The 24,560-nt window shown below is 68.8% G+C and carries 21 protein-coding genes and 1 tRNA gene; 3 read left to right on the top strand and 19 right to left on the bottom strand.

What is annotated here, in order from left to right; translation table 11 throughout:
* The first annotated feature begins 355 nt into the window (after positions 1 to 355).
* Together AC5Y4Q_RS16315 and AC5Y4Q_RS16310 are read left to right on the top strand one after the other, a co-directional pair.
* Positions 356 to 429 (top strand) — tRNA-Arg (locus tag AC5Y4Q_RS16315).
* A gap of 207 nt (positions 430 to 636) precedes the next feature.
* Positions 637 to 1,395, top strand: a complete 759-nt coding sequence (locus tag AC5Y4Q_RS16310) for an enoyl-CoA hydratase (RefSeq protein WP_064922151.1) — start codon at positions 637 to 639, stop codon at positions 1,393 to 1,395.
* 9 nt (positions 1,396 to 1,404) lie between these two features.
* On the opposite strand, the gene AC5Y4Q_RS16305 is transcribed toward AC5Y4Q_RS16310, so the two are convergent.
* The 19 genes from AC5Y4Q_RS16305 to AC5Y4Q_RS16215 form a co-directional block, all read right to left on the bottom strand.
* Positions 1,405 to 2,556: a dihydrolipoamide acetyltransferase family protein gene (locus AC5Y4Q_RS16305; protein WP_499959719.1), complete on the bottom strand. Its 1,152-nt coding sequence runs from the start codon at positions 2,554 to 2,556 to the stop codon at positions 1,405 to 1,407.
* Positions 2,557 to 2,564: 8 nt separating this feature from the next.
* Complete coding sequence (locus AC5Y4Q_RS16300; protein ID WP_125224544.1) at positions 2,565 to 3,614, bottom strand: alpha-ketoacid dehydrogenase subunit beta; 1,050 nt, start codon at positions 3,612 to 3,614, stop codon at positions 2,565 to 2,567.
* On the bottom strand, positions 3,614 to 4,708 hold the full coding sequence (gene pdhA / locus AC5Y4Q_RS16295; RefSeq protein WP_064922149.1) for a pyruvate dehydrogenase (acetyl-transferring) E1 component subunit alpha: 1,095 nt from the start codon (positions 4,706 to 4,708) through the stop codon (positions 3,614 to 3,616). Before pdhA ends, AC5Y4Q_RS16300 begins: the two co-directional genes overlap by 1 nt.
* A gap of 88 nt (positions 4,709 to 4,796) precedes the next feature.
* Complete coding sequence (locus AC5Y4Q_RS16290; protein ID WP_499959645.1) at positions 4,797 to 7,364, bottom strand: multicopper oxidase domain-containing protein; 2,568 nt, start codon at positions 7,362 to 7,364, stop codon at positions 4,797 to 4,799.
* A gap of 68 nt (positions 7,365 to 7,432) precedes the next feature.
* Positions 7,433 to 8,494, bottom strand: coding sequence for a zinc-binding dehydrogenase (locus AC5Y4Q_RS16285; protein WP_499959643.1), 1,062 nt, complete (start codon positions 8,492 to 8,494; stop codon positions 7,433 to 7,435).
* Between the two features lie 11 nt (positions 8,495 to 8,505).
* Entirely contained in the window at positions 8,506 to 9,756 is a 1,251-nt protein-coding gene (locus AC5Y4Q_RS16280) for a sulfotransferase family protein (protein ID WP_064922147.1), read from the bottom strand.
* Positions 9,753 to 10,826, bottom strand: coding sequence for a DUF1214 domain-containing protein (locus tag AC5Y4Q_RS16275; RefSeq protein ID WP_064922146.1), 1,074 nt, complete (start codon positions 10,824 to 10,826; stop codon positions 9,753 to 9,755). The genes AC5Y4Q_RS16280 and AC5Y4Q_RS16275 overlap by 4 nt, the downstream gene beginning before the upstream one ends.
* On the bottom strand, positions 10,819 to 11,436 hold the full coding sequence (locus AC5Y4Q_RS16270) for a TetR/AcrR family transcriptional regulator (protein WP_064922145.1): 618 nt from the start codon (positions 11,434 to 11,436) through the stop codon (positions 10,819 to 10,821). Before AC5Y4Q_RS16270 ends, AC5Y4Q_RS16275 begins: the two co-directional genes overlap by 8 nt.
* Positions 11,437 to 11,511: 75 nt before the next feature.
* Positions 11,512 to 12,333 carry a class I SAM-dependent methyltransferase gene (locus AC5Y4Q_RS16265; RefSeq protein WP_064922155.1) on the bottom strand — a complete coding sequence of 274 codons (822 nt, stop codon included), beginning with the start codon at positions 12,331 to 12,333 and terminating at the stop codon, positions 11,512 to 11,514.
* Positions 12,334 to 12,397: 64 nt separating this feature from the next.
* Positions 12,398 to 13,330, bottom strand: a complete 933-nt coding sequence (locus tag AC5Y4Q_RS16260; RefSeq protein WP_499959640.1) for a ketopantoate reductase family protein — start codon at positions 13,328 to 13,330, stop codon at positions 12,398 to 12,400.
* A gap of 4 nt (positions 13,331 to 13,334) precedes the next feature.
* Positions 13,335 to 14,510: an enolase C-terminal domain-like protein gene (locus AC5Y4Q_RS16255; RefSeq protein WP_064922143.1), complete on the bottom strand. Its 1,176-nt coding sequence runs from the start codon at positions 14,508 to 14,510 to the stop codon at positions 13,335 to 13,337.
* A gap of 23 nt (positions 14,511 to 14,533) precedes the next feature.
* Positions 14,534 to 15,340, bottom strand: coding sequence for an HpcH/HpaI aldolase/citrate lyase family protein (locus AC5Y4Q_RS16250; protein ID WP_064922142.1), 807 nt, complete (start codon positions 15,338 to 15,340; stop codon positions 14,534 to 14,536).
* The gene (locus AC5Y4Q_RS16245; protein WP_064922141.1) at positions 15,337 to 15,825 is read right to left on the bottom strand and encodes a MaoC family dehydratase; all 489 of its coding nucleotides are present in this window, start codon (positions 15,823 to 15,825) and stop codon (positions 15,337 to 15,339) included. The genes AC5Y4Q_RS16250 and AC5Y4Q_RS16245 overlap by 4 nt, the downstream gene beginning before the upstream one ends.
* Positions 15,826 to 15,931: 106 nt before the next feature.
* Positions 15,932 to 17,092, bottom strand: a complete 1,161-nt coding sequence (locus AC5Y4Q_RS16240) for an acyl-CoA dehydrogenase family protein (protein ID WP_499959637.1) — start codon at positions 17,090 to 17,092, stop codon at positions 15,932 to 15,934.
* Positions 17,089 to 19,125: an acetyl/propionyl/methylcrotonyl-CoA carboxylase subunit alpha gene (locus AC5Y4Q_RS16235; RefSeq protein ID WP_125224536.1), complete on the bottom strand. Its 2,037-nt coding sequence runs from the start codon at positions 19,123 to 19,125 to the stop codon at positions 17,089 to 17,091. Before AC5Y4Q_RS16235 ends, AC5Y4Q_RS16240 begins: the two co-directional genes overlap by 4 nt.
* Positions 19,126 to 19,131: 6 nt before the next feature.
* Positions 19,132 to 20,703: a carboxyl transferase domain-containing protein gene (locus AC5Y4Q_RS16230; RefSeq protein WP_125224535.1), complete on the bottom strand. Its 1,572-nt coding sequence runs from the start codon at positions 20,701 to 20,703 to the stop codon at positions 19,132 to 19,134.
* A complete protein-coding gene (locus tag AC5Y4Q_RS16225) occupies positions 20,700 to 21,341 on the bottom strand; it encodes a 3-oxoacid CoA-transferase subunit B (RefSeq protein WP_125224534.1) in 642 nt (213 codons plus the stop codon). Before AC5Y4Q_RS16225 ends, AC5Y4Q_RS16230 begins: the two co-directional genes overlap by 4 nt.
* Positions 21,338 to 22,087, bottom strand: coding sequence for a CoA transferase subunit A (locus AC5Y4Q_RS16220; RefSeq protein WP_064922136.1), 750 nt, complete (start codon positions 22,085 to 22,087; stop codon positions 21,338 to 21,340). The genes AC5Y4Q_RS16225 and AC5Y4Q_RS16220 overlap by 4 nt, the downstream gene beginning before the upstream one ends.
* Before the next feature lie 74 nt (positions 22,088 to 22,161).
* A complete protein-coding gene (locus AC5Y4Q_RS16215) occupies positions 22,162 to 23,802 on the bottom strand; it encodes an AMP-binding protein (protein ID WP_125224533.1) in 1,641 nt (546 codons plus the stop codon).
* A 100-nt stretch (positions 23,803 to 23,902) separates the two neighbouring features.
* On the opposite strand from AC5Y4Q_RS16215, the gene AC5Y4Q_RS16210 reads away from it, so the two are divergent.
* Entirely contained in the window at positions 23,903 to 24,544 is a 642-nt protein-coding gene (locus tag AC5Y4Q_RS16210; RefSeq protein WP_125224532.1) for an SACE_7040 family transcriptional regulator, read from the top strand.
* Positions 24,545 to 24,560: the final 16 nt, after the last annotated feature.

Raw genomic sequence — 24,560 nt, 5'->3', positions numbered from 1 at the left:
GCCGCTCCCGCGGGCTCGGGGCCCGGGCCTGCCGGGTGAACCGACGCTGCGACCACCACGTTCCCCTCCTGAGTCACACTCTTCACGAGCACCATTCAACGCTAAAGCATGTCGAACAACTGTGGTGGTTGTTCGACACCGCCCTTCTCGGGCGTTCCTTGGCTCATGCCACTGGTGCGGTGTGGTCGCCGCGTTGGGGTCAGGGATCGAGACGGCGACCGTTGGGGCAGCGACGTGTCAACGTGCCAGACGCCGCGATCGCCATCGGTGGCCCGGTTGCATTGAATACGGGCCGCTGCGCCATCGCTTAGCCGACGTCGATCCGTCGCCACCAGCCGATAAACTGAGCTGCATTGCCTCCGTAGCTCAGGTGGATAGAGCGCATGACTTCTAATCTTGTGGTCGCAGGTTCGAGTCCTGCCGGGGGCGCCGCAACCGATGCGAAGCGCAAGCGCACTGTGTCGCATGACATGGTGTCGAAGAACGGCAAAGATGCCGGAGAAACCGGGAAAGGTAGGCCCATGAGCCACGAACGCACGATCATCCTCTACACCGCCTTCATGATCGCGCTGGTGGTGGCGTCCGCGGTGATCATCGCGTGGGTCGCCTGACCGATTCGACGGGCCGTCATCACCGATGACACCTTCTGACCTCGTCTTGTTCAGCGTCACCGATCGGGTGGCGCTGATCACCGTCAATGATCCCGACCGCCGCAACGCGGTGACCGCCACGATGTCGGCGCAACTGCGCGCCGCTGTGCAGCGGGCCGAAGCCGACGTCGGCGTGCACGCGGTGATCGTCACCGGCGCGGGCCGGGCGTTCTGCGCCGGCGCCGACCTGTCGGCGCTCGGTGCCGCCACCGAGGACGGGTTGTTGGCGCTCTACGACGGTTTCATGGCGGTCGCCCAGTGCACGCTGCCCACCATCGCCGCGGTCAACGGCGCCGCGGTGGGCGCCGGGCTGAACCTGGCGTTGGCGGCCGACGTACGGATCGCCGGCCCGGCAGCACTGTTCGACACAAGATTCCAGCAGCTCGGGCTGCACCCCGGCGGGGGCGCCACTTGGATGCTGCATCGGGCGGTGGGCCCCCAGGTGGCCCGGGCCGCGCTGTTGTTCGGCATGCGTTTCGATGCCGAGGCCGCGGTGCGCCACGGGTTGGCGCTGCAGATCGCCGCCGACCCGGTCGCCGCGGCGATGACGCTGGCCGCCGGGCCCGCGTCCGCACCGCGAGACGTCGTCGTGGCCACCAAGGCGACGATGCGCACCACCGCGAGCCCGGGCGCAGTCGAAGGCGAACTGCACGAGTTCGCCAAGCGCACCGAGCTGGGCCCGCAGGCCGCGACGGTCGAGTCACCGGCGTTCGCCGCCCGGCTGGCCGCCGCGCAGCGCCGCTAACCCGCCGGGCTACAGATCCAGCAGCGCGGTATCGGGATGCTCGATCAGATCCCTTAGCGTACAGAGGAATTCGGCGACCCGCGCGCCATCGGCGACGCGGTGGTCGAACGCGCACGTCAGGGTCATCTGCGGGCGCACCACGACGGCGTCACCGACGGCCACCGGCCGCGGCTTCAGCGAACCCATCCCCAGGATCGCCGCCTCCGGGTAGTTGATCACCGGCACCCCGTCGTCGAGGCCCAGAGCGCCGAAGTTGGAGACGGTGAACGTCGAGCCCTGCAGGTCGGCGGGTTTGAGGCTGCCGGCCCGGGCCTCGGCGATCAGCCGGGATACGCAGTCGGCGAGCTCACGGGTGGTCTTGCGCTGCGCGTCGAACACCACCGGCACCAGCAGGCCGCGGGGCGCGGCCACCCCGAACCCGAGGTGCACGCCACGATGGGTGCGGATCCGGGGGCCCTCCGGCGCCTCGACCCAGGTCGCGTTGAGCGCCGGGTGCCGCATCAACGCGATGACCAGCAGCCGCAGCGTCAGCACGAACGGTGTGATCGCCGCACCCGACGCACTCAGCCGGTCCCGCAGCTGCACCAGGTTGGCGCAGTCCACCTGTATGCTGCCATGGGCGTCGGGAATCCTGCTGCGCGACAACGTCATCCGTTCGGCCATGGCCGCCTGCACCGGACTCGGTGGGCGCAGCTCGTCGTGGGACCGATCACCAGCGGCCGCGAGCACCCCGTCGGTGGTGATCACCCCGCTGGGTCCCGGTGCGACCGCGCGCAGGTCGACGCCGAGCTCGGCGGCGAGCTTGCGGGCACCCGGCTTGGCTTTGGGCCGCCCGGTGGTGGCGCAGGCGCGGCGGCTGGTGTCGAAGGCGTCGTCGGCGCCGTAGCCCACCAGCACCGGAGTACGCCCGGTCGTGGGCTCGGCTGCCGGGCCGGTATCGATGCGCACCAGCGGCGCCCCGACGGCGAGCACGGCGCCCGGCTCCCCACCCAGTTCGACGACCCGGCCGGCATAGGGGCTGGGGATCTCCACTTCGGCTTTGGCCGTCTCCACCGTGCACAGCACCTGGTTGAGCTCCACCTCATCGCCGACGGCGACGTTCCAGCTGGTCACCGTCACCTCTTCGAGGCCCTCACCGAGATCGGGCACCGCGAAGGTCATCGGCTCGCTCACGGCAGCTCCAGGACTCGCTGGACGCTGTCCAGCAACCGGTCCGGGCCGGGCAGCCAGAGCCGTTCGAGCCGGGCCGGCGGATAGGGGGTGTCGAATCCGGTGACACGCAACACCGGCGCCTCCAGCTCGTAGAACAGCTCCTCCTGGATGCGTGCGGCCAGCTCGGCGCCGTAGCCCAGGTTGCGCGGGCCCTCGTGCAGCACCACGCACCGCCCGGTGCGGCGCACGGAGTCGGCGACGGCGTCGAAGTCGAGCGGGACCAGGGAGCGCAGGTCGACCACCTCCAGACTCCAGCCGTGTTGTCGGGCAGCGATTTCGGCTGCCGACAGCGCGGTGGCCACGCCGCCGCCGTAGGTCAGTACCGTCACGTCGGTGCCCAACCGGCGTACCGCGGCGCATCCGATGCCCGGCTGTGCGCAGCTGGTGTCCACCGCCCCACGGGCCCAGTACCGCCGCTTGGGCTCTAGGAAGATCACCGGGTCGGGCGCAGCGATGGCGTGCCGCAGCAACCAGTAGGCATCCGACGGATCAGCGGGGACGACCACCTTGAGCCCGGCGGTGTGCGCCCAGTAGGTTTCGGTGGATTCCGAATGATGTTCGGCTGCACCGATTCCGCCGAACGACGGTATCCGCACGGTGACCGGCATCGCAACCTCGCCGCGGGTCCGGGTCCGGTACTTCGCCAGGTGGCTGACCATCTGGTCGAGCGCCGGGTAGCTGAACCCGTCGAACTGGATCTCCGGGACCGGGACGAAACCGCGCACCGCCAGGCCGATGGCGATGCCGATCACCGCGGACTCGGCCAGCGGTGTATCGAAACAGCGCTGCTCACCGAAGGATTGGGCCAGCCCGTCGGTGACCCGGAACACGCCGCCCTGCACACCGACGTCGGTGCCGAACACCAGCACCTTGGGGTCGGTGTCCATCGCATCACGCAGCGCCCGGTTGAGCGCGGCCACCATCGTCAGCTGCTCGGTGGCCGCGTTCGCCCCCGCTGCCGTGGCCGGGGCCGGTGCGCGGGTCGGCGGTTCGAGGATCTGGGTCATCAGCGCTCCCTGGCCAGCTCGGCGCGCAGCGCGTGGCGCTGCTGCTGCAATTCCGGGGTGATTTCGGTGTACACGGAGGTGAACACCTCGTCGACGTCGAAATCGGCTGCACCAACGGTGGCGTCGCGCAACTCGGTGCGCAACCGCTGCGCCCGGGCGGTGACCCGGTCCTGCAGGCGCTGCGACCAGACGCCGACGTGGTGCAGGTAGCCGCGGTACCGCGGTATCGGGTCGAGCGCGGCCCACCGCTCGAGTTCGGCGTTGCTGCGGTAGCGGGTTGGATCGTCGGAGGTGGTGTGCGGGCCGAGCCGATAGGTGACGGCCTCGATCAGGCTCGGCCCGCCGCCGGCCCGGGCCCGCTCGGCCGCTTCAGCCATCACCGCGTAGCAGGCCAGCACATCGTTGCCGTCCACTCGGATTCCCGGCATCCCGTAGCCGGTCGCTTTGTGCGCCAACGACGGCGCCGCGGTCTGCTTCTGTAGCGGCACGGAGATCGCCCACTGGTTGTTCTGCACGTAGAACACGCACGGCGCGGCGAACACCGCGGCGAAGTTCAGCGCTTCGTGGACGTCGCCCTCGCTGGTGGCGCCGTCACCGACGAACGCGACGGTGACCGAGTCCTCACCGAGGCGTTGCGCGCCCATCGCCGCGCCGACCGCGTGCAGCGCCTGGGTACCGATCGGGACCGAGATCGGCGCACAGCATTTCGCGGTGAAGTCCAGCCCGCCGTTCCACGTTCCGCGCCAGGAGGCTGCCAAGTTCCACGCCGGGATGCCCCGGGCGATGAACACCCCCAGTTCGCGGTACTGCGGGAACAACCAGTCGGTTTTGCGCAGGCATCCGGCGGCACCGACCTGGGCCGCCTCCTGCCCGCGACAGGACGCGTACAACGCGAGCTCCCCCTGGCGCTGCAGGTTGACCAGTTCGGTGTCGAACTCGCGGGTGAGCACCATCAACTCGTAAAGCCAGCACAGGGTTTCGTCGGGCAGGTCCCGGCTGTAGCGATCCTCGGCGGTCGGCGCGCCGTCCGGCCCGACGAGCTGCACAGGTTCCAGGGCGACCTCGGAACCGGTAATGCCTGACAGCTGGCCCATGCGAGCCTCCTTGTGACGCTGATCTCATTATGCCAGCGACCACGGGGGACCCGGGTTTGCGCGGCCGGTGGCCACGCCGTGTCGGGCGCTATCCGGAGACGACGAAGATGCCATGCGCGCCGTTCTCGGCGTGCCGCATGTCGTGGTCCATGAACGGGTAGTGGCCTGCTTCGGGGAAGGTCAGCTCGACGAACCCGCCTTGGGCCGGGGCCAGGTCGAGGGCTTGGGATCCCCCTGAACCGCCGGGCCGCAGCAGCCAGGCGCCCTCCTTGTAGACGGTGTCGAACTGCGTTCCGACGACGTGGAAGGCGATCGAGTCGCCCGGTCCGGCATTGACCACCCAGATCCGCACTCGCTCGCCGGTGCGTGCCGGCAGCGGGGCGTGCATGTACTGGGCGGCGGTGCCGTTGAACATCCAGCCGTCGGGCTGCCCGGCGCGGATCGCGGTGGTCTTGGCGTCGGTGTCGGGTGCGCCGGCATACAGCTGGGCGCCGACTAGCGCGTACTCCCGGTCCACCGGCGGCAGGCCGGGCGGGTCGATGATCACCGCGCCGTACATGCCGTTGGCGATGTGCAGGGCCATCGGCGGGGTGCTGCAGTGATAGAGCCAGGCGCCGGCCCGTCGCGCGGTGAACCGGTAGACCAGCCGCTCCCCCGGCGCCAGCGTGCGCATCGGCTGGTCGGGCGCCAGCGCCCCGGCGTGAAAGTCGATGCCGTGGCCCATGGCCGCGTCGTTGATCAGGGTGATCTCGAAGGTGTCACCGACCTTGCCGTGCAGCGTCGGCGACGGCTCGACACCGCCGAAGGTCCAGCGGATCTCGCGGCGCCCGGGCGCGACCTCCAATTCCCGGTCCACCGCGCGCAATTCCACCCGGTGCAGGCCCGGGGTCGCCGGGGCCAGCACCGCATCGTGGGGCGTCCAGCCCGGCGACGGGTCAGTGGCCAGGTTCAGTGTGGTCGGTGCCGCCCCGCCCCCGTCCCGGCCGCCGCCGGGATGCTGGTGCCGCGGGGCGCCGCCGACGGCGTGGATCGTCAGTGTCATCCCGGCGGCCCGATGGCCTGCGATATCGCACCACGCCTCCCGGTCCTGGTGCACCACGCCGAGATCGAGCACCGCGGTCTGCCCTCGGCTCAGCCGCGGGGTGTGCTCGCCGGTGTCGACACGCAGGTCGTGCGGTAGTCCGTCGATGTTGGTCACCCGCAGCACCAGCCGGGTTCCGGCCGGCACGTCGATGACGTCCGGGGAAAAGCGCATGTTCTTGGATGTGACGTCGACGGTGTGGACCGCCCCGGTGGCACCGGAGGGTGCCGGAGTACCCATCCCCAGCGCCAACGCCGATCCCACCGCCACCAGCGACGCCAGCGCAACCGCGGCCGTCACCACACCGGACCGCGGCTGGATCGCATCGACGTCGATGGGGCCGCGCAGCGCCACCGGTATCGCCAGCCGCAGGCCCAGCAGTACGAAACTGGCGACCGCGACGGCGGCCAACACCCAGCCGACCACCGGTACCGGACCGTGCCAGGGCCCGGCCACCAGCGGCACGGCGGCATTGAGCGCGCCTACCCGCACCTGCCAGCCCTGGTCCAGGTAGGCGATCACGGCCTTGCGCACCGGAGGGCCGTTGGCCACCAGGATCGGCAGCAGTTGACTCAGCGCACCGAGCAGGATCTGGGCGACGAAGCCGACCGCCAGCAGCGGCAGCAGGGTGTGCTCCACGAACGCGGGCAACATGTCGACGGACCGGGCCCCGAGTAGGCCGATCACCTCGATCACGACGGCGACCGCGAGCCAGCACGTCGCCCCGACCAGCATCCAGGCCGCGGCGCCGGTGAAGCTGCGCCCCGGCCACAACCCGACGATGGCAAGCGCGACACCCACCGCGAAACCCAGCAGGCCCGCTGCCGCCAGCCACCAGCTGCCGGCGAGTAAACCCGCGATGGCCACGGTCAAGCCCGCCGAGAGCGTCGGCAGCGCCCGCCGGGCCATCGCGAAGCTACGTGGGGTGATCTTCTCCCGGATCGTGGTGGGCCACAGCGTGAATAGCGTCCCCAGCACGGTGAGCCCGATCCAGCCGTAGAGCATCACGTGCACATGGGTCGTCCACAGTCGCGCGTACCAACTGGCGATGCCCAGGGCCATGGCGGCGCCGGTTGCCGACCCGACCAGCAGAGCCAGCAGGGCGGCCAGGTAGAAGCCCACCAGATAGTCGAAGCGCGCCGATAACGCGGCCTTCTTCATCGCGATCAACCCGGAGCCGTGGGCGACGGCGACCACGGCCACCACGGCGCCCCCGATGCCGGTCAGCACTTCAGCACTCCAGGCGACACCGGCCAGGGCCGCGATCACGCCGGCGTTGAGCAGGGCAAGCTTGACCACCAGATGCCACTGCGGCGGATCGGGCACCCGGCACAGCGTGGTGGTGAAGTGCCCGGACCAGATCACGATCGCGTTCGTGGCGGCGCCGAGCAGCAGGGCGTGCACCGGCAGCCAGATCGGATGCGTGATGGCGTCGTGCGCGATCAGCAGCGCGACCGCGACGGCCAGCCAGCACAGCACCACGATGTTGGCGCCGAGGAACACCGGCCCGCGCGGTCCGCCGCGCCGGCGGGGCTTGGCGATCGGCGCAGGGGGCGGCGACCCCAACTGAATCATGGTCGCCAGGCTACGGGGGCCGCCTTCCTAGGAGGAAGTGACCTTTGGCACCCGTTCGCCCCGGAGGATCACCCGTGGTGACCGGTGCTCACGACCAGACGGCCGGTGGTCTGCCGGGCCGCCATGCGCTCCAACGCATCCGGCAGGCCCGCCCAGCCGACCTCCGCGCCGACGACGGTGCGGATCTTGCCGGTGCGCAGCATCTCCAGGATCCTCGCATGGGCCTCCAGTCCCTCCGAGCGGGCCGGCCAATTGAAGCCCAGGGTGCGGCGGATCGCCACCGGATCGTTGACATAGACCAGGCACACCCCGCAGACGTCGAAGTTGCTGTAAGCGATGGGCCGTGGCGACAGGTAGTCACCGTCCTCCAGCGCGATGTCCTGGGCGAACCCTGCCATCAGGTAGCGGCCACCCAGGCCCATGCAGCGGAAGGTCTGCACCGCCACGTCGCCGCCGACCGCGTCGAATGCAACGTCGACACCGCGGCCGTAGGTCAGTTCCACGACCTGCTCCACCCAGTCGCCGTTGCGGTAGTTGATCGCATGGTCGGCGCCGAGTTCCTTGCAGAACTCGACCTTCTCATCGCTTCCGGCGGTGGCGATCACCCGTGCGCCCAGCGCCTTGCCGAGCACCAGGGCACCCGAACCGGTGCCCCCGGCAGCGGCGTGCACCAGCAGGGTCTCCCCCGGTTTCAGGCGGCCGCGCTCCCGCAACGCGAACCAGCCCAAATGGAACGGGTAGTGCAGCGCAGCGCCGTCGACGTCGCTGACCCAGTCCGGCAAGTCCAGCGCGGTCGCCGCGTCGACGATCGCGTAGGAGGCGTACCCGCCGAAGGCCATCACCGGGATCCCGACGATGCGCCGGCCGATGAGATGTTCAGCGCCCTGACCGGCACTTTCCACGACTCCGACGGTCTCCATGCCGGGCACGAACGGCGGCTGTAGCGGCAGGGTCGTGTAGCGGCCCCGGATGATGTCGATGTCGTTGAAATTGAGGCAGAACGCGCTGACGGCGACCCGGATCTCGCCGGGTCCGGGCGCGCGCACCTCGACGGTCTGACGGGCCAGCACTTTGGCCGGGTCACCCAGTTCGGTGGCGACCCAGGCTTCGGCGGAGATCGGTTGGTTCATGATTTCTCCCATTAGTCGGCGACGAAGCGGTTCCGGTAGTCGCGCAGGCGGTTTGCCACCTCGTCGGCATCCAGCCCCAGATCGGCCGGCTGGTAGTCGACCGCGCCGTAGCGCCCGCGGGGGTGATCAATGCAGAACTGGGTCATCGCCTCTTTCGCCCGGGTGTCCAGCGGCTGGCCCGCGAGCTCGTAGATGGCAGCGACGGTCCCGTCCTCATCGGCCATAAAGTCCTCGAACCGCACGTCGATGGACTGCGCCGCGGGCAGCACGTCGCGGTCACGCAGGCAGCCGGTGAGCAGGTCGTCGGCCCGGTCCAGCCAGTACTTCGAGATCTTCACCGGGTCGGGATGATCGCAGCCCATGCGCGCCGCGTAACTGATCATGGTCGCCATCGATCGCGTCACCTCGACCGGATCCCGGTGGGTGACAACGAAGGTGGCATCCGGGAAGGTGGCGTACAGCGCGGGGAACTGTTCGAGGTGCTGTGGCGATTTGAGCACCCAGCGGGTACCGCCGCGCAACCATTGCAGCGCCTGCAGGGTCCGTTTCAGATAGGCGTACGACGCTGTTTGGTCGTGCGTTTTGTAGTGCGCCGCAAATGTCGGTAAGTAGTAGCTACATTCGAAGAGCATTCCGGAGATGTCGTTGGCCAGCAACTGGATCTCTTCGTGCGCGTGGTCGACGGTCATGTCGTGCATGCGCTTGAACTCGGGCATCGAGGTGTTGATCAGATCCAGGCCGACGGCGCAGCGGTCACGCCTGGCCTGCGGATCGGGCTCTCCCGGAGTGGCGACCGGCTCCAGACTCTCCCAGTACGGCAGGTAGCGCAGCGCCGGGTCGGCGGCGATCAGGTTGTGCAGGTGGGTGGTCCCGGTGCGCGGTAACCCGCAGATGATGATCGGGCGCTCGATCGCGACGCTCTCGATCTCGGGGTTCGCCGCGATCAGGTCTTCCAGCCGCAGCCGGTTGACCAGGTGTCCGGTGACTTGCTCGAACGCCATCGCCCGCCCGACACCGGACAGGTCGGCTTCGTCGACGAACGATGCGCACAGTACGTCGAGGCGTTCCCGAAATCCGTTGTCGCCCCAGTTGTCCAACCCTGTTCGTTCAGTTGCGGCCTGCAGCAGGGCCTCCGGCGTGAGTTGCAGTGCCGCGCCGTAGCCGGCCAGGCCGTCGCGCAGCGGGCCGGCGGCCTCGGGATAGACCGGATTGGCAAGGTCGTCGAGCCGGATCGGGGCCGGGCGCGCCGCGGAGGCAGTCATGAGGCCAGCTCTGCGATGTCGACGACCCGGCAACGCAGCGGGTCTGGTGTGACTTCCGGCAGGAACCAACGCAACCAGATCAGCCCTTTGGACCGTCCCGCGGTGGACACCCAGTTCGGATGCCCGGGATCGGTGTCGCTGACCACGATCCGCCAGGACCCGTCGGGTTCATAGGTGACGTGCGCGCCGTTGATGGTGACCCGCTCACGGGTGTAGTCGTAGGTGTGCAGGAACGGATTCCACAGGCACAGGTTCCAGAACACGCACTCCGGTGACGTGCCTTCGATGATCAGCGCCTGGCCGGGCTGCAGTTCGTAGGCGCCCATCGCGTAGGCGGCATCTCCGGCGGCCCAGCCCACGGTGCGACTCGGCACCGGATAGGGCACCTGCAGTTCGTTGGCCGGCAGCCGCACGGGCGCCATGGCGGCCTGCTCGCGAATCCAGGTCCGCGCCGCGCGCATCCGCCGGCTCAGATCGGCCCGGCTGTCGAGGCGCCGCGGGGTGTCGTCGAGCGCCTCGATCCGCCACTGCACACGCCGGTCGGTGCCGGGGTCGGTGAGGTAGTCGCGGGTCAGGATGAACACGGCGTCGGGCTCCAGTTTGAGCCAATTACCCTGCTGCTCTTGCGCACTGATGATGAACTCGAAGTTGCCGTCAGCGTCCGGGGCCAGATCGCGGTCGTTGATGGTGTCGATGATGCGGTCGCTGTAGCGGCCGTCGTCCGGGCCGCCGTAGACGGTCATGGACAGATACACCGCGTCGCCACGGTTGCCGGTGACCCGATAGCTGCGGCTCGGGTCGACGGGCGCGAGCTGATAGAAGGCATCCGAATTGTCGCCGCCCCACTTGAGATAGGGGCCGATCACGTCGACCAGGATCGGCTTGTCCGCATCGCCCCAGATGTAGGCCTCGGAGGCGACGCGCAGCAGGCTCAACGCCCACCGGTAGCCGTCGAGGACATCAGCTTCCTCCAGCGGCGGATCGGCATTCAGCAGGCGCTGCTCGACGGCACGGACCTCGTCGAGCAAGGATCCAAACGCTTGAGAAAGCTCCGTCAGCTCGTCACTCATGCTGGTTCTCCTTCTTTTTCATTCCCTGCAGCAATAGGGAGCACAACCGGTCGGCGGCGGCGTCGACGGTTTCGGTGGCCAGGACTTGGGCGATGTAGAAGCTGGTGCCCACCAAGGCGTCATAGGCGATCTCGATATCGATGTCGGCGTCCAGCACGCCTTGGTCGATGCCGGCGCGGACCAGGCCGGAGAACGCGGTGCGGGTCGTCTCGTCGAGCAGCTGTTGGGTGCGGATGAACAATTCGGGGTCACGGTGGCGATCGGCCAGAATGCCCAGTGCCGCGGCCGCCACCTCCGGTGAGCGCCAGAACTCGAACACCCCGGCGACGAATCGGCGCAAGTCGGCCTCGAAATCACCGGAGCTGGTCAGCACGTCGCCGACTTCGGCGCTACCGAAGACCGCGTCGAACACCAGATGCGTCTTTGACGGCCAGCGCCGGTAGACGGTGGGGCGGCTGACGTCCGCTTCGCGCGCGATCGCCTCGACGGAGACCTGGTCGTAGCCGTCGCGGGCCAGCAGCCGGCGGGCGGCCTCGGTGATGGCCTGCTCGGTGCGGGGATTGCGCGGGCGTCCGCGGCCGGCCCGGGCGGATTCCGGCTCGGCCGTCATTGCCCGTCCATTCGACTCATGGACTAGAGATTTACATTACGTAACGTAAAACGTCAATGGTGGGGGCGGCGCAGCTCAGAAGGCGTAGCGGTGGTACTGCGACATGTTCGCCACCGCCGGAATCAGTGACATCGCCCTGCCCAACACCCGATAGGCGCGGGGCAGTTGACCGAAGGTGTCCGACTCGAACCAGCGCTCCCATTGCAGCAGCTGGGTGCCGGGCACCGCGGCAAGAATGTCGCCGGGCCCGTTGATCGCCCAGTGCAGCGTCGCCCCGGAGCGGCGCACCACGGCGTTGGACCATTGCGACTTGATGCCCAGCCAGTTGAAGGCGTCGAACTGCAACTCCCCGCTTGCGCAGTGCTCGAGCACCCGGCGCAGCAAGGCAACGCCGTCTTGCTCGGTCAGGTACATGGTCAGGCCTTCGCCGAGCATCAATGCCGGACGGCCGGTAGGGATTTCGGCGAACCACGCCGGGTCGGTGACCGACGCAGAGACCACGTGGTTGTGCTCGCTTGCCGGCAACAGTCGCCGGCGCAGCTCGGCGACGTCCGGGTAGTCGATGTCATACCAGTCGACCCTGTCACCGGGTGCCAGCCGAAAATATCGGGCGTCGAGCCCACAGCCCACGTGCAACACCACTGCGTCCGGGTGGGCCGCCAAGAAGGTGCCGGCCCAGGTGTCGAAGTGCGCCGCACGGGTAGTCACCGCCGGTGAGCGCGCCGCGGTGATGGTGGTCTTGCGCCAGTCGTAGTCGATGCGTGCGACCACGTCCTTGGCGTAGCGATCCCCCAGGATCGGTTCGGGAAGATCGGCATCCAGCGCCTTGGCGTACAGCGTCGCGAGCATGGTCTGCGGCGCACCGCGCAGATCCACCCGTGCTTTATCGGAGGTCATGAACACCCAGGCTAGCGACGCCCTGTACCAAACGGGTCAAGCTGAACGCCGCCCGGCGTGGTGTTCAGCCTTCGCCCGTTACCCACTGCCGTTCAACGGCTTTGACCAGTGCTGTCAGCGTCGCGTTGACCGGGGCCTGCTCGCCGACCTGGGCGGCCCGGCGCAACACCGCCCCGTTGATCACGTCGATCTCGCTGACTCGGCGGGCCTGATGATCCAGCAGCGCAGAGGGTTTGGCATCCGGCATCTGCGCACCGAAAGCCCGCACATGCGCGACCGGGTCGGCTACAGCGATGTCGATCCCCGCGGCGCGCGCCACCGTCCAGGCTTCGGTGGCCGCGGCGCGGCTGACCGGGCCCATGGCCGTGTCGTCGTCCATGACCTGCCCCACCGTCATGCCGGTCAGCGCGCACGGGGCGCTGTAGGCGACGTTGCAGATCAGCTTCTCCCACTGCATGGCGGCGATGTCGGCGACCGCGGCCGCGTCGAAGCCCGCCTCCGACCACACCCGGGCAATCTGGTCGACAGCCGAAAACGGCAGCGCCGCATAAGATCCGAACCGGACTGCCCGCATCGCGTTGTGGTGCACGTGCCCCGGGGCGGGACGCGACGCGCCGAATCCGCTGGCGATGCCCACCGCCACGCGCTCGGCTCCGACGATGCCGGCGACGGTGTCGGCCGACCCCAGTCCGTTCTGGATGGTCAACACCGGTGTGTGCTCGCCCAGCAGCGGCAGCGCTTGGCTGGCCCCGGTGGCGACGTCGGCGGCTTTGACCGCCAGCACCACCAGGTCCATCGGCTCGTCCGGTGCGGTGGTGGCCGCGCGGATGGCCACCACCTGCTCGGGCTGCGGTCCGCTGATCCTCAGGCCCTCTCCGTTGATGGCTTCGACATGCTCAACGGAGCGGTCGATGGCCAAGACATCGTTGCCGGCCGCCGCCAGTCGGCCGGCATAGATCGAACCCATGGCGCCGCAACCGATAACCGCGATCTTCATCTGGTCACCCCACCAGATCGGCGATGGCCGCGGCCAGGTCGGGCTTTTCCTCCAGCCCGAACCCCGGGGCGTCGGTGGGTGTGATGGTGCCGTCGGCCAGCGCGCACCCCGGCGAGTAGCCGCCGAAGGGCGCGAACACCCCGGGGTAGGACTCGCAGCCGCCCAGACCCAGGCCCGCCGCGATGTGCAGGTTGATCAGATGGCCGCCGTGCGGGAACGCGCAGCCGCGGTGGTAGCCGTGTGTCTCGAGCACCTCGAGCATGCCGGCGTATTCGGTCAGCCCGTAACTCAAGCCCGCATCCATCTGGAAGATGTCGCGGCCCGGGCGCATACCGCCGTAGCGCACCAGGTTGGCTACATCGCGCACCGAGAACAGGTTCTCGCCGGTGGCGACCGCCCCCGGATAACCGGCGATCACCTGAGCGTTCAGCGCGAAGTCGAGGGGATCACCGGGTTCCTCGTACCAGCGCAAGCCGTAGCGGCTCAGTTCCTGCGCCCAGTCGCCGGCCGCCGCGGGATCGAACCGCCCGTTGGCGTCGACGGCGACCCGCGCGCCGCTGCCGACCACGTCGATCACCGCTTCGATGCGGTCCAGATCCTCGCGCATCGATGCGCCGCCGATCTTCATCTTGACCGCCTCATAGCCCGAGTCGAGATAGCCGGCCATCTCGGCTCGGAGCCGGTCCAGCCCGTCTCCGGGGTAGTAGTAGCCTCCGGCGGCGTATACCGGGACCGCGGCGACGGCCTCTTTGCTGCCCACGTCCCGGCCGAAGTGTCGCGCGATGGTGCGGTAGGCGGGTTCGTCGGCGAGTTTGGCGTTGAGGTCCCAGCACGCCAGTTCCAGTGCCGCCGCCGCCCCGGCCCGATCACCGTGACCGCCGGGCTTTTCGTCGGCCAGCGCGCGCCGCAGCACCCGCGCCGGGTCGATGCGGCCGGTCTCGTCGAGCAGCGACTCCGGATCCGCGCCCAGGATCCGCGGAATCATCCGGTCGGCCAGGATGCCGCCCTGGGCGAACCGGCCGATCGAGTTGAAGGCGACACCGGTCACCGGTTCGCCGTGCCGGATCCGGTCGGTGACGACGGCGACCAGCGACACCGTGTGCCGGGAGAAGTCCACCAGCGCGTTGGCGATCTCACCACGAAGCGGCACCGACGTCTCGACGATCCGGGTGATGCGCATGCGTCGGGCCCTCCTGCTTGGCGTTAATCCGCTCGCCGCAGGATAGCTTCGGCGTGCCGCAGCACCGGGGAGTCGACCATCTGCCCTTCAAACGCGAACACACCGCGCTCGGTCTGAGCCGCGGCGAGCACCCGTCGCGCCCAATCGACCTTATCGGCCGGCGGGCGGTAGGCGTCGCGGACCACCGCCACCTGGGTGGGGTGGATGCACACCGTGGCGGCGAACCCGACCGCGGCCCCGTCGACCGCTTCGGCCCGCAGCCCGTCGAGGTCACCGATGTTCAAATAGACGGCGTCCAGCGCCGCACGGCCGAACGCCGATGCGGCCAGCAGCACCGTCGAGCGCGCGTGCCGGGCGAAGTCCCGATAGGTCCCGTCCGGGTGCCGGCTGGAGCCACCGCCCATGGCGGCGACCAGATCCTCGGCGCCCCACATCATCGCCACACAGCCCTCGGCGGCGGCGATCTCGGTGGAGAACACCACACCGCGCGGGGTTTCCAGCAAAGCGACAACCTGCCGCGGCGCCAGCGCACTCACCTGGGCGGCTGACTCAGTCTTGGCCAGCATCACCGTCGTGTAGGCGGTGTGCGCCAGCGCCTCCAGGTCGCGAGCCTGATCCTCGGTGCCGGTCGGGTTGACCCGTACCACCGTTCGCGCCGGGTCGAGGGGGTTGCCCCGCAACGCCTCCCGCGCCGCAGGCCGGTCAGCGGCGGCCACGCCGTCCTCCAGGTCGAGGATCACCACGTCGGCCACCGCGGCGGCTTTGGCGAACCGCTCCGGCCGATCCGCCGGACAGAACAGCCACGCCGGCCCGGCGGATTGCAGGTTCATGCCGACTCCCCTGCCGGCCGTTTGCGCACCAGCGTGGTGCGCACCGCTCGGGCCACCACCTCACCGTGCTGGTTGCGGCCGAGGTGCTCCAGGGTCACGATCCCTTCCCCGGGACGGCTCTTGGATTCGCGCTTGTCGGTGCAGACCGTCTCGGCGTAGAGCGTGTCGCCGTGAAACACCGGCTTGGGAAACGACACCTCCGAAAACCCGAGGTTGGCCACGATGGTGCCGAGTGTCAGTTGCGCCACCGACAGGCCAACGATCGTGGAGAGGGTGAACATCGAATTCACCAGGCGCTCACCGCGAAAGCCGGGCTGCGCGGCCGCCCAGGCCGCGTCCAGGTGCAGCGACTGGGTGTTCATGGTCAACGTGGTGAACAGCACGTTGTCGGCCTCGGTGACGGTGCGTCCGGGCCGGTGGGCGTACGTGGTGCCGATCTCGTACTCCTCGAACCACAGGCCGCGCTGCTCGACGGTTCTGCTCACGCCGTTTCCCTCTCCCTGCCCCGTTTTCCCTCGCCGAATCGGAATCTCACGACGCGACATGCCGGTGTGGCGTCGCGAGATTCCCACTCGCGGTCGCCGCTCATCCTCACAGCCCCAACGACCGTGCGATCAACATCAACTGCACCTCGGTGGTGCCCTCACCGATCTCCAGGATCTTGCTGTCGCGGTAGTGCCGGGCCACCGGGTATTCGTTGATGAAGCCGTAGCCGCCGTGGATCTGGGTGGCGTCGCGGGCGTTGTCCATCGCCGCCTCCGAGGAGATCATCTTGGCGATCGCGGCCTCCTTCTTGAACGGCTTGCCCGCCAACATCTTCGCGGCGGCGTCGTAGTAGGCGGTACGCGCGACGTGGGCACGCGCCTCCATCCGGGCGATCTTGAAGCTGATCGACTGGTAGGAGCCGATCGTCTGGCCGAACGCCTCACGCTCGCCGGCGTACTTGACGCTCTCGTCGACGCAGCCTTGCGCCACCCCGGTGGCCACCGCGGCGATCGCGATGCGGCCCTCGTCGAGGATGGACAGGAAGTTCGCGTAGCCTCGGCCTTCTTCACCGAGCAGATTGGCATGCGGAACGCGGGCGTCGGCGAAGGTCAACGGGTGGGTATCCGAGGCGTTCCAGCCCACCTTGTTGTATGCCGGCTCCACGGTGAAACCGGCTGTACCGGACGGGACGATGATCGTGGAGATCTCTTTCTTGCCGTCGGGCCGGGTGCCGGTGACGGCGGTGACGGTCACCAGCGAGGTGATGTCGGTGCCGGAGTTGGTGATGAACTGCTTGGCGCCGTTGATCACCCACTCGTCGCCGTCTCGGCGGGCGGTGGTGCGGGTACCGCCGGCATCCGAGCCCGCACCTGGCTCGGTCAGACCGAAGCCGGCCAGCGCGCGGCCGGCGACCAGATCCGGCAGCCAGGTCTGCTTCTGTTCCTCGGTGCCGAACCGGTAGATCGGCATCGCGCCGAGGCCCACCCCGGCCTCCAGGGTCATGGCGACGGACTGGTCGACCTTGCCGAGTTCTTCCAGGGCGAGCGACAGTGCGAAATAATCGCCGCCCATACCGCCGTACTCTTCGGGGAACGGCAGGCCGAACAGCCCCATCTCCCCCATTTTGGCGATCACTTCGTAGGGGAAGCTGTGCTCTTCGTCGTGTTTGGCGGACACCGGAGCCACCACGGTGCGAGCGAATTCGGCCACCGTGTCGCGCAGGTCCTGGTATTCCTTCGGCAGCTCTCCTGCCGTGATCGTCGTCATTGCGTCTCTTCCTCACTCGATTCGGGAATCAGCCGGGCCAGGACCTGGTCCACCGTCACCTGATCGCCCACCGATACCAATATCTCCACCCGCCCGCTGATCGGCGCGGCCAGACTGTGCTCCATCTTCATCGCCTCCACCACGACGACCGGATCACCTTCGGCGACAGGCGAACCCGAATCCACGTTGACGGCGATCACGCTGCCGGGCATCGGGCTGAGGATCTCGGCGCTGCGCGGGCCCCCACCGCGATGCACCCGGACCACTTCGGCTTCGCGCAGCTGCCAGGTGCCGCGCTCGTCGGCGATCCACAGCTGACCGCCGTCCTCGGCGAACGCATAGCAGCGCCGCCGGCCCGCCAGCGTCACCATCATCCGGTCAGCTGCGACGTCGATGCTTGCATTGTGGATCTCGCCGTCGCCGATCTGCACGCGCGCGTCGGTCGGCAGTCCCCACACCGACACCGTCTCCGAGCGCAACGGGGTGCGCATCTCGGTGCGCACCGGCGCCGGCGCGCCGATGCGCCAGCCGCTCGGGGACCCCCACAGCGATGTCTGACCGGACAGTGTCCATTGGCGGTAGAGGCCGCCCGCGGCCAGTACATCGTCGGGTGCGGGGGCCGGTGTGAAGTCGGCCGACCTGGCGTCCAGAAGTTCGGTGTCCAGGTCGCCAGCCACCACCCGGGGATCGGCCAGCAGGAATCGCAGGAACTCGACGTTGGTCTGCACTCCGAGCACCGCGGTACCGGCCAGTGCCGCATCGAGGCGCGCCAGCGCCTGCGCCCGGTCCGCGCCGTGGGCGATCACCTTAGACAGCATCGGGTCGTAGTCGCTGCCGACCACGGTGCCGGCCTGCAACGACGAGTCCACCCGTACCGCGGGACCGGGTCCATGCGGCGGTCCCAGCGTCGCCTCTCCTCCGTCGAGCCTCGCTGAACCGCCGGCGGGCTCGTGCACCGCCAACACCTGTCCTCCGGTGGGCAGAAAGCCGCGGGCCGGGTCCTCGGCGTATACCCGAGCCTCGATCGCATGCCCGGTCAGCGTGATCTCGTCCTGGGCGAACGGCAGCTTCTCCCCGGCGGCCACCCGCAGCTGCCACTCGACGAGGTCCACGCCGGTGACCGCTTCGGTGACCGGGTGCTCCACCTGCAGCCGGGTGTTCATCTCCATGAAGAAGAACTCGTCCGGGCGATCCGCGGAGACGATGAACTCCACGGTTCCGGCGCCGACGTAATCGACGCTGCGGGCGGTGTTGCAGGCCGCCGCCCCGATCCGGGCCCGGGTGGCGGCGTCCAGCAGCGGCGACGGCGCCTCCTCGATCACCTTCTGGTGACGGCGCTGCAGGCTGCATTCCCGTTCGCCGAGGTGCACCACATTGCCCTGGGCGTCGGCCAGCACCTGAACCTCGATGTGGCGGGGCCGCAACACGAATCGCTCCAGGAACAAGGTGTCGTCACCGAAGGCCGACGCCGCCTCACGCCGCGCGGTCACCAGCGCCGCGCGCAGCTGCGCGGGTTCTTCAACCAGGTGCATGCCTTTGCCGCCGCCACCGGCCGAGGGCTTGATCAGCACCGGGTAACCGATTTTGCCGGCCGCGGCCACCAGTTCGTCATCGGTCAGGCCGGGCTTGGCCAGCCCGGGTACCACCGGTACCTCAAAGGCGGTGACGGTGTTCTTGGCGGAGATCTTGTCGCCCATCACCTCGATCGCCCGCGCCGGTGGCCCGATGAACACCACCCCGGCGCGCTCGCAGGCCGCCGCGAATCCGGCGTTCTCGGAGAGGAAACCGTAGCCGGGGTGAATCGCCTGCGCGCCGGTGGCCGCCGCGGCCTCGAGCACCTTGGGAATCGACAGATAACTGTCCAGTACGGGAGCCGGCCCCAGCCGTACGGCGGTGTCGGCTTCGCGCACATGCCGCGCCCCGGCGTCGGCGTCGCTGTAGACGGCCACCGACCGAATTCCCATCCGGCGCAGGGTGCGAATCACCCGCACCGCGATCTCACCGCGATTGGCTATCAGAACGGTTTCAAACATCGCCACTCACATCCGGAAAACGCCGTAGGAGACCGGGTCCAGCGGCGCGTTCGAGCAGACCGAAAGCGCAAGCCCCAGCACGGTTCTGGTATCGGCCGGGTCGATGATCCCGTCGTCCCACAGCCGCGCGGTCGAGTAGTACGGGTTGCCCTGCGCCTCGTATTGATCGCGGATCGGCGCCTTGAACGCCTCTTCGTCGGCCGGCGACCACGGCTTGCCGGCGGCGTCGAGTTGTTCACCGCGGACCGTGGCCAGCACCGATGCGGCCTGTTCGCCGCCCATCACCGAGATCCGCGCATTGGGCCACATCCACAGGAATCGCGGCGAATACGCCCGGCCGCACATGGAGTAGTTGCCCGCTCCGTAGGATCCGCCGATCACCACCGTGAGTTTGGGCACCCGCGCACAGGCCACCGCGGTGACCATTTTGGCGCCGTGCTTGGCGATACCGCCGGCCTCGTAGTCGCGGCCGACCATGAAGCCGGCGATGTTCTGCAAGAACACCAGCGGGATGGAGCGCTTGTCGCACAGTTCGATGAAATGCGCGCCCTTGAGCGCCGACTCGCCGAACAGCACCCCGTTGTTGGCGATGATTCCCACCGGATGGCCGTGGATGCGCGCGAACGCGGTCACCAGGGTCTTGCCGTACTCGGCCTTGAACTCGCTGAACTCGCTGCCGTCGACGACGCGCTCAATCACCTGCCGCACGTCATATGGCACCCGCGGATCCGGCGGCACCACGTCGTAGAGTTCGGCCGGATGATGCCGAGGGTCGATGGACTCGCCGACTTCCCAAGGGCTTGGGTGACGCGGCCCGAAGGTCTCGGCGATTTGCCGGACGATGCGCAGCGCGTGTTCGTCGTCGTCGGCCAAATAGTCGGTGACCCCGGAGACCTTGGAGTGCAAGTCGCCCCCGCCGAGCTCCTCGGCGGTCACCACCTCCCCGGTGGCCGCCTTCACCAGCGGCGGACCGCCGAGGAAGATGGTGCCTTGTTCCCGGACGATGACGGCCTCGTCGCTCATGGCGGGCACATAGGCCCCGCCGGCGGTGCAGGAGCCGAGCACGGCGGCGATCTGCGGGATGCCCGCCGCACTCATGGTCGCCTGGTTGTAGAAGATGCGGCCGAAGTGCTCCCGGTCGGGGAACACCTCATCCTGGCGGGGCAGGAACGCGCCGCCGGAGTCCACCAAGTAAATGCAGGGCAGCTGGTTGCCCAGCGCGACTTCCTGGGCGCGCAGGTGTTTTTTGACGGTGACCGGGTAGTAGGTGCCGCCCTTGACGGTGGCGTCGTTGGCGACGATCACGCACTCTCGCCCGGACACCCGTCCGATCCCGGTGATGATGCCGGCTCCGGGGCACTCGTCGTCGTACATGCCGTCGGCGGCCAGCGGAGCCAGCTCCAGAAACGGACTGCCCGGATCCAGCAGCCGGTCCACCCGGTCGCGCGGCAACAGCTTGCCCCGGGCCACGTGACGTTGCCGGGAGTGCTCACTGCCGCCGAGGGCCGCCGTCGCCAGCTTGGCGTTGAGCTCGGCGACCAGCCGCCGGTGCTCGTCGGCGAATGTCGGGGCGGTCATGAGACCTTCGAAAGATTCAACTCTGCACCGGTTTTCGCGACGACGTCATCGACGGCGACGCCCGGAGCGGTCTCGATCAACTGCAGGCCCGCCTCGGTGACGTCGATGACGGCCAGGTCGGTGATGATGCGGTCGACGCAGCGGGCGCCGGTCAGCGGCAGCGTGCAGTGTTCGACGATCTTGGCGCTGCCGTCCTTGGCGGCGTGTTCCATCATCACCAGGACGCGGCGCGCCCCGTGTACCAGGTCCATCGCCCCGCCCATGCCCTTGATCATCTTGCCGGGGATCATCCAGTTGGCCAGGTCGCCGGCCGCGGAAACCTGCATAGCGCCAAGGACCGCGACATCGAGGTGGCCGCCGCGGATCACCCCGAACGAGGTGGACGACGAGAAGAACGACGCCCCCGGCAGGACCGTCACCGTTTCTTTGCCCGCGTTGATCAGGTCGGCGTCGATATCCTCGCGGCGCGGGTACGGCCCGACGCCGAGGATCCCGTTCTCTGAATGCAGCACCACGCTGACCCCGTCGGGAATGTGGTTGGGAATCAGGGTGGGCAGCCCGATGCCGAGGTTGACGTATTGTCCGTCTTCCAGCTCCGCGGCCACCCGTGCGGCCAACTGATCTCTGGTGAGTGTCATGACTGCCGCACCGTCTCCCGCTCGATTCGCTTGGTCGGATTCGGTACGTGCACCACCCGGTGCACGTGGACCCCCGGCGTGTGCACCTCCGCCGGGCGGATTTCGCCGGGTTCGACGAGGTGCTCGACCTCGGCGATCGTGATGCGTCCGGCAGCGGCGCAGTCCGGGTTGAAGTTCGCGGCGGCCTCGCGGTAGACGAGGTTGCCGTGCCGATCGCCCTTCCAGGCGTGCACCAGTGCGAAGTCGGTGCGGATCGCCCGCTCCAGGACGTAGGTGCGCCCGTCGAAGTCGCGGGTCTCCTTGCGCGGTGAGGCCACCGCCACCCCGCCCGCTCCGTCATAGCGCCACGGCAGACCACCCTCAGCCACCTGGGTGCCCACGCCGGTCGGCGTGTAGAACGCCGGAATCCCTGCGCCGCCCGCGCGCAACCGCTCGGCGAGGGTGCCCTGCGGGGTCAGCTCCACCTCGAGCTCGCCGGAGAGGAACTGGCGGGCGAACTCCTTGTTCTCCCCGACATAGGAGCTGACGGTGCGGCGGATCCGCTTGTGCTCCAATAGCACTCCCAGCCCGACGCCATCCACGCCGCAATTGTTCGACACCGTCTCCAGATCGGTGACACCGAGGGCCAGCACGGCCTCGATCAACGCCTCCGGTATGCCGCACAGCCCGAACCCGCCGACTGCCAGTGACGCACCGTCGGTCACGTCGGCCACGGCTTCTGCCGCCGTCGCCACGACCTTGTCCATCGCCACCAGCGCCTCCTCATTTCAGTTAATGTTGATTAACTGACGACAGAGAATACCATTCTCCCGCGGCGATGTCAGCCACCACTCAAATGCTCGATTGCCTGCCGGCGCATCTCGTCCTTGCGGACCTTCCCGGTGACCGTCATCGGAAACTCGTTCACCACCCGCACATGCCGCGGCACCTTGAAGTGCGCCAGCCGGCCGCTGCAGAACTGCCGCAGCGCCTCGACGGTCAGGGGCGCCGCCCCGTCGCGCATCATCACCACCGCCATCAGTTCCTCGCCGTAGGTTTCGTCGGGCACTCCGACGACTTGGGCGTCGAGGATGTCGGGATGGGTGTGCAGAAACTCCTCGATCTCGCGCGGGTAAATGTTCTCCCCGCCACGGATCACCATGTCCTTGATCCGCCCGGTGATCCGGACGTATCCGTCGCCGTCCATGACGGCCAGATCGCCGCTGTGCATCCAGCCGTCGGCGTCGATGGCCGCCGCCGTTTTGGCCGGGTCGTTCCAGTAACCGGTCATCACCGAATAGCCGCGGGTGCAGAACTCGCCGACCTCGCCGCGGGGCACCGTCTGGCCGGTGCCCGGGTCGACCACCTTGATCTCCAGGTGCGGGCCCACCCGCCCGACCGTCTCCACGCGCTGTATCAGCGAATCCTGGGCGCGGGTCTGGGTCGACACCGGGGAAGTCTCGGTCATCCCGTAGCAGATCGCGACCTCGGTCATGTGCATGTCGTCGATCACCCGCCGCATCACCTCCACTGGGCACGGCGAGCCCGCCATGATCCCGGTGCGCAGACTGGTCAAGTCGTACTCCGCGAAGTCGGGCAGACCGAGCTCGGCGATGAACATGGTGGGCACTCCGTAGAGGCTGGTGCACGATTCGTCCTGCACGGCGCGCAACGTGGCCGCCGGCTCGAAGCCGGGCCCCGGCAAGACGACGGCCGCACCGCGACTGGTGGCCGCCAGGCTCCCCATCACAAGGCCGAAGCAATGGTAGAGCGGCACCGGCAGGCAGATCCGGTCTTCGGGGGTGTAGCCCAGCAGTTCCCCGACCAGGTAGCCGTTGTTGAGGATATTGTGGTGGCTCAGCGTCGCGCCCTTGGGGTAACCGGTTGTGCCCGAGGTGTATTGGATATTGATCGGGTCGCCGGCGTGCAGTGCGGCGGCCGCCGCCATCAGGGCTGCGGCGTCGGCCGGCGTGCCGGCCAGCTGATGCCATCCCGCACTGTCGATGAACACCACCTCACGCAGCTCCGGGCACTCAGGCGCCGCCTCCTGCAGCAGCGCAACGTAATCGGAGGTCTTGAACCGCGCTGCCGAAATGACCATCGCGGCCCCAGACTGCTTGAGCGCGTAGGCCAGTTCGTGGGAGCGGTAGGCCGGATTCAGGCTGACCAGTACCGCCCCGATCTCGGCGGTGGCGTACTGCGTCAGCACCCATTCCGCGCAGTTGGGCGCCCAGATGCCCACGCGATCCCCGGCGCTGATCCCGGCCCGCAGTAATCCGCTCGCCAGCCGGCGCACATCGACCAACAGCTCGGCATAGCTCCAGCGGCGGCCCGACGGAACATCAATCAGCGCATCACGATCCGGGTGCGCACTCGCGGTGGCCGCGAGCGCCGCACCGATCGTCGTCGCCAACAAGGGGGGTTGGGTCTCGCCGCGCGCGTAGGACAAATCGCCACGGGCTGCGGGTCCCGTAGTTGCCATCAGGCCTCCACCGGTGCCGCCCGAAGCCGGGTCGGCCCCGCGGCGATGGGTGCTACGTTAGTGACCGTTAACTCAGCTGTCCACGATGAGCGGAGGCGTGATGGCAGCATCCGCCCCGCCCGGCGCGGCGGGAGGCGACGAACCGGCCAACCGGCGCAGCCGGCTGAAGTCGGACCGGCGTACGCAGTTGCTCGCGGCCGCCGAACGTCTCTTCGCCCAGCGCGGCTTTCTGGCGGTGCGGTTGGAGGACATCGGCGCGGCCGCCGGGGTCAGCGGTCCGGCGATCTATCGGCACTTCCCGAACAAAGAAGCGCTGCTGGTCGAATTGCTCGTCGGCATCAGTACCCGGCTGCTCGCCGAGGCGCGCGCCGTCGAAGCGGGCGGCCGCAGCCCGGACGAAGTGCTGGACGGCCTGGTCGAGTTCCATCTCGATTTCGCGCTCGGCGAGCCGGACCTGATTCGGATCCAGGACCGCGACCTGGCGCATCTGCCGGCCGGAGCGCAGCGTCAGGTGCGCAGCGCCCAGCGTCAGTATGTCGAGGTCTGGGTGGGCGTGCTGTGCGCCCGGTACCCCGGCTTGGCCGAGGCCGACGCCCGGTTGATGGCCCACGCGGTGTTCGGCCTGTTGAACTCGACGCCGTACGCCATCAAGCCGACGGCGACCAAGTCGGCGGCCCCGGAACGCTCCCGAGCGGTGTTGCGTGCGATGACGATCAGCGCGCTGGGCGCCGCCGGAATCTGACCGGGCCGGCCGACGT

The sequence above is a fragment of the Mycobacterium sp. NGS16 genome, assembly GCF_059813225.1.
This window is presented reverse-complemented; position numbering and strand designations above follow the sequence as displayed.

What these genes read in the sequence shown, in the direction of transcription:
- AC5Y4Q_RS16310 (WP_064922151.1), top strand. Translation starts at nt 637, where the DNA reads ATGACACCTTCTGACCTCGTCTTGTTCAGCGTCACCGATCGGGTGGCG.
- AC5Y4Q_RS16305 (WP_499959719.1), bottom strand. Translation starts at nt 2,556, where the DNA reads ATGACCTTCGCGGTGCCCGATCTCGGTGAGGGCCTCGAAGAGGTGACG.
- AC5Y4Q_RS16300 (WP_125224544.1), bottom strand. Translation starts at nt 3,614, where the DNA reads ATGACCCAGATCCTCGAACCGCCGACCCGCGCACCGGCCCCGGCCACG.
- pdhA (WP_064922149.1), bottom strand. Translation starts at nt 4,708, where the DNA reads ATGGGCCAGCTGTCAGGCATTACCGGTTCCGAGGTCGCCCTGGAACCT.
- AC5Y4Q_RS16290 (WP_499959645.1), bottom strand. Translation starts at nt 7,364, where the DNA reads ATGATTCAGTTGGGGTCGCCGCCCCCTGCGCCGATCGCCAAGCCCCGC.
- AC5Y4Q_RS16285 (WP_499959643.1), bottom strand. Translation starts at nt 8,494, where the DNA reads ATGAACCAACCGATCTCCGCCGAAGCCTGGGTCGCCACCGAACTGGGT.
- AC5Y4Q_RS16280 (WP_064922147.1), bottom strand. Translation starts at nt 9,756, where the DNA reads ATGACTGCCTCCGCGGCGCGCCCGGCCCCGATCCGGCTCGACGACCTT.
- AC5Y4Q_RS16275 (WP_064922146.1), bottom strand. Translation starts at nt 10,826, where the DNA reads ATGAGTGACGAGCTGACGGAGCTTTCTCAAGCGTTTGGATCCTTGCTC.
- AC5Y4Q_RS16270 (WP_064922145.1), bottom strand. Translation starts at nt 11,436, where the DNA reads ATGACGGCCGAGCCGGAATCCGCCCGGGCCGGCCGCGGACGCCCGCGC.
- AC5Y4Q_RS16265 (WP_064922155.1), bottom strand. Translation starts at nt 12,333, where the DNA reads ATGACCTCCGATAAAGCACGGGTGGATCTGCGCGGTGCGCCGCAGACC.
- AC5Y4Q_RS16260 (WP_499959640.1), bottom strand. Translation starts at nt 13,330, where the DNA reads ATGAAGATCGCGGTTATCGGTTGCGGCGCCATGGGTTCGATCTATGCC.
- AC5Y4Q_RS16255 (WP_064922143.1), bottom strand. Translation starts at nt 14,510, where the DNA reads ATGCGCATCACCCGGATCGTCGAGACGTCGGTGCCGCTTCGTGGTGAG.
- AC5Y4Q_RS16250 (WP_064922142.1), bottom strand. Translation starts at nt 15,340, where the DNA reads ATGAACCTGCAATCCGCCGGGCCGGCGTGGCTGTTCTGTCCGGCGGAT.
- AC5Y4Q_RS16240 (WP_499959637.1), bottom strand. Translation starts at nt 17,092, where the DNA reads ATGACGACGATCACGGCAGGAGAGCTGCCGAAGGAATACCAGGACCTG.
- AC5Y4Q_RS16235 (WP_125224536.1), bottom strand. Translation starts at nt 19,125, where the DNA reads ATGTTTGAAACCGTTCTGATAGCCAATCGCGGTGAGATCGCGGTGCGG.
- AC5Y4Q_RS16230 (WP_125224535.1), bottom strand. Translation starts at nt 20,703, where the DNA reads ATGACCGCCCCGACATTCGCCGACGAGCACCGGCGGCTGGTCGCCGAG.
- AC5Y4Q_RS16225 (WP_125224534.1), bottom strand. Translation starts at nt 21,341, where the DNA reads ATGACACTCACCAGAGATCAGTTGGCCGCACGGGTGGCCGCGGAGCTG.
- AC5Y4Q_RS16220 (WP_064922136.1), bottom strand. Translation starts at nt 22,087, where the DNA reads ATGGACAAGGTCGTGGCGACGGCGGCAGAAGCCGTGGCCGACGTGACC.
- AC5Y4Q_RS16215 (WP_125224533.1), bottom strand. Translation starts at nt 23,802, where the DNA reads ATGGCAACTACGGGACCCGCAGCCCGTGGCGATTTGTCCTACGCGCGC.
- AC5Y4Q_RS16210 (WP_125224532.1), top strand. Translation starts at nt 23,903, where the DNA reads ATGGCAGCATCCGCCCCGCCCGGCGCGGCGGGAGGCGACGAACCGGCC.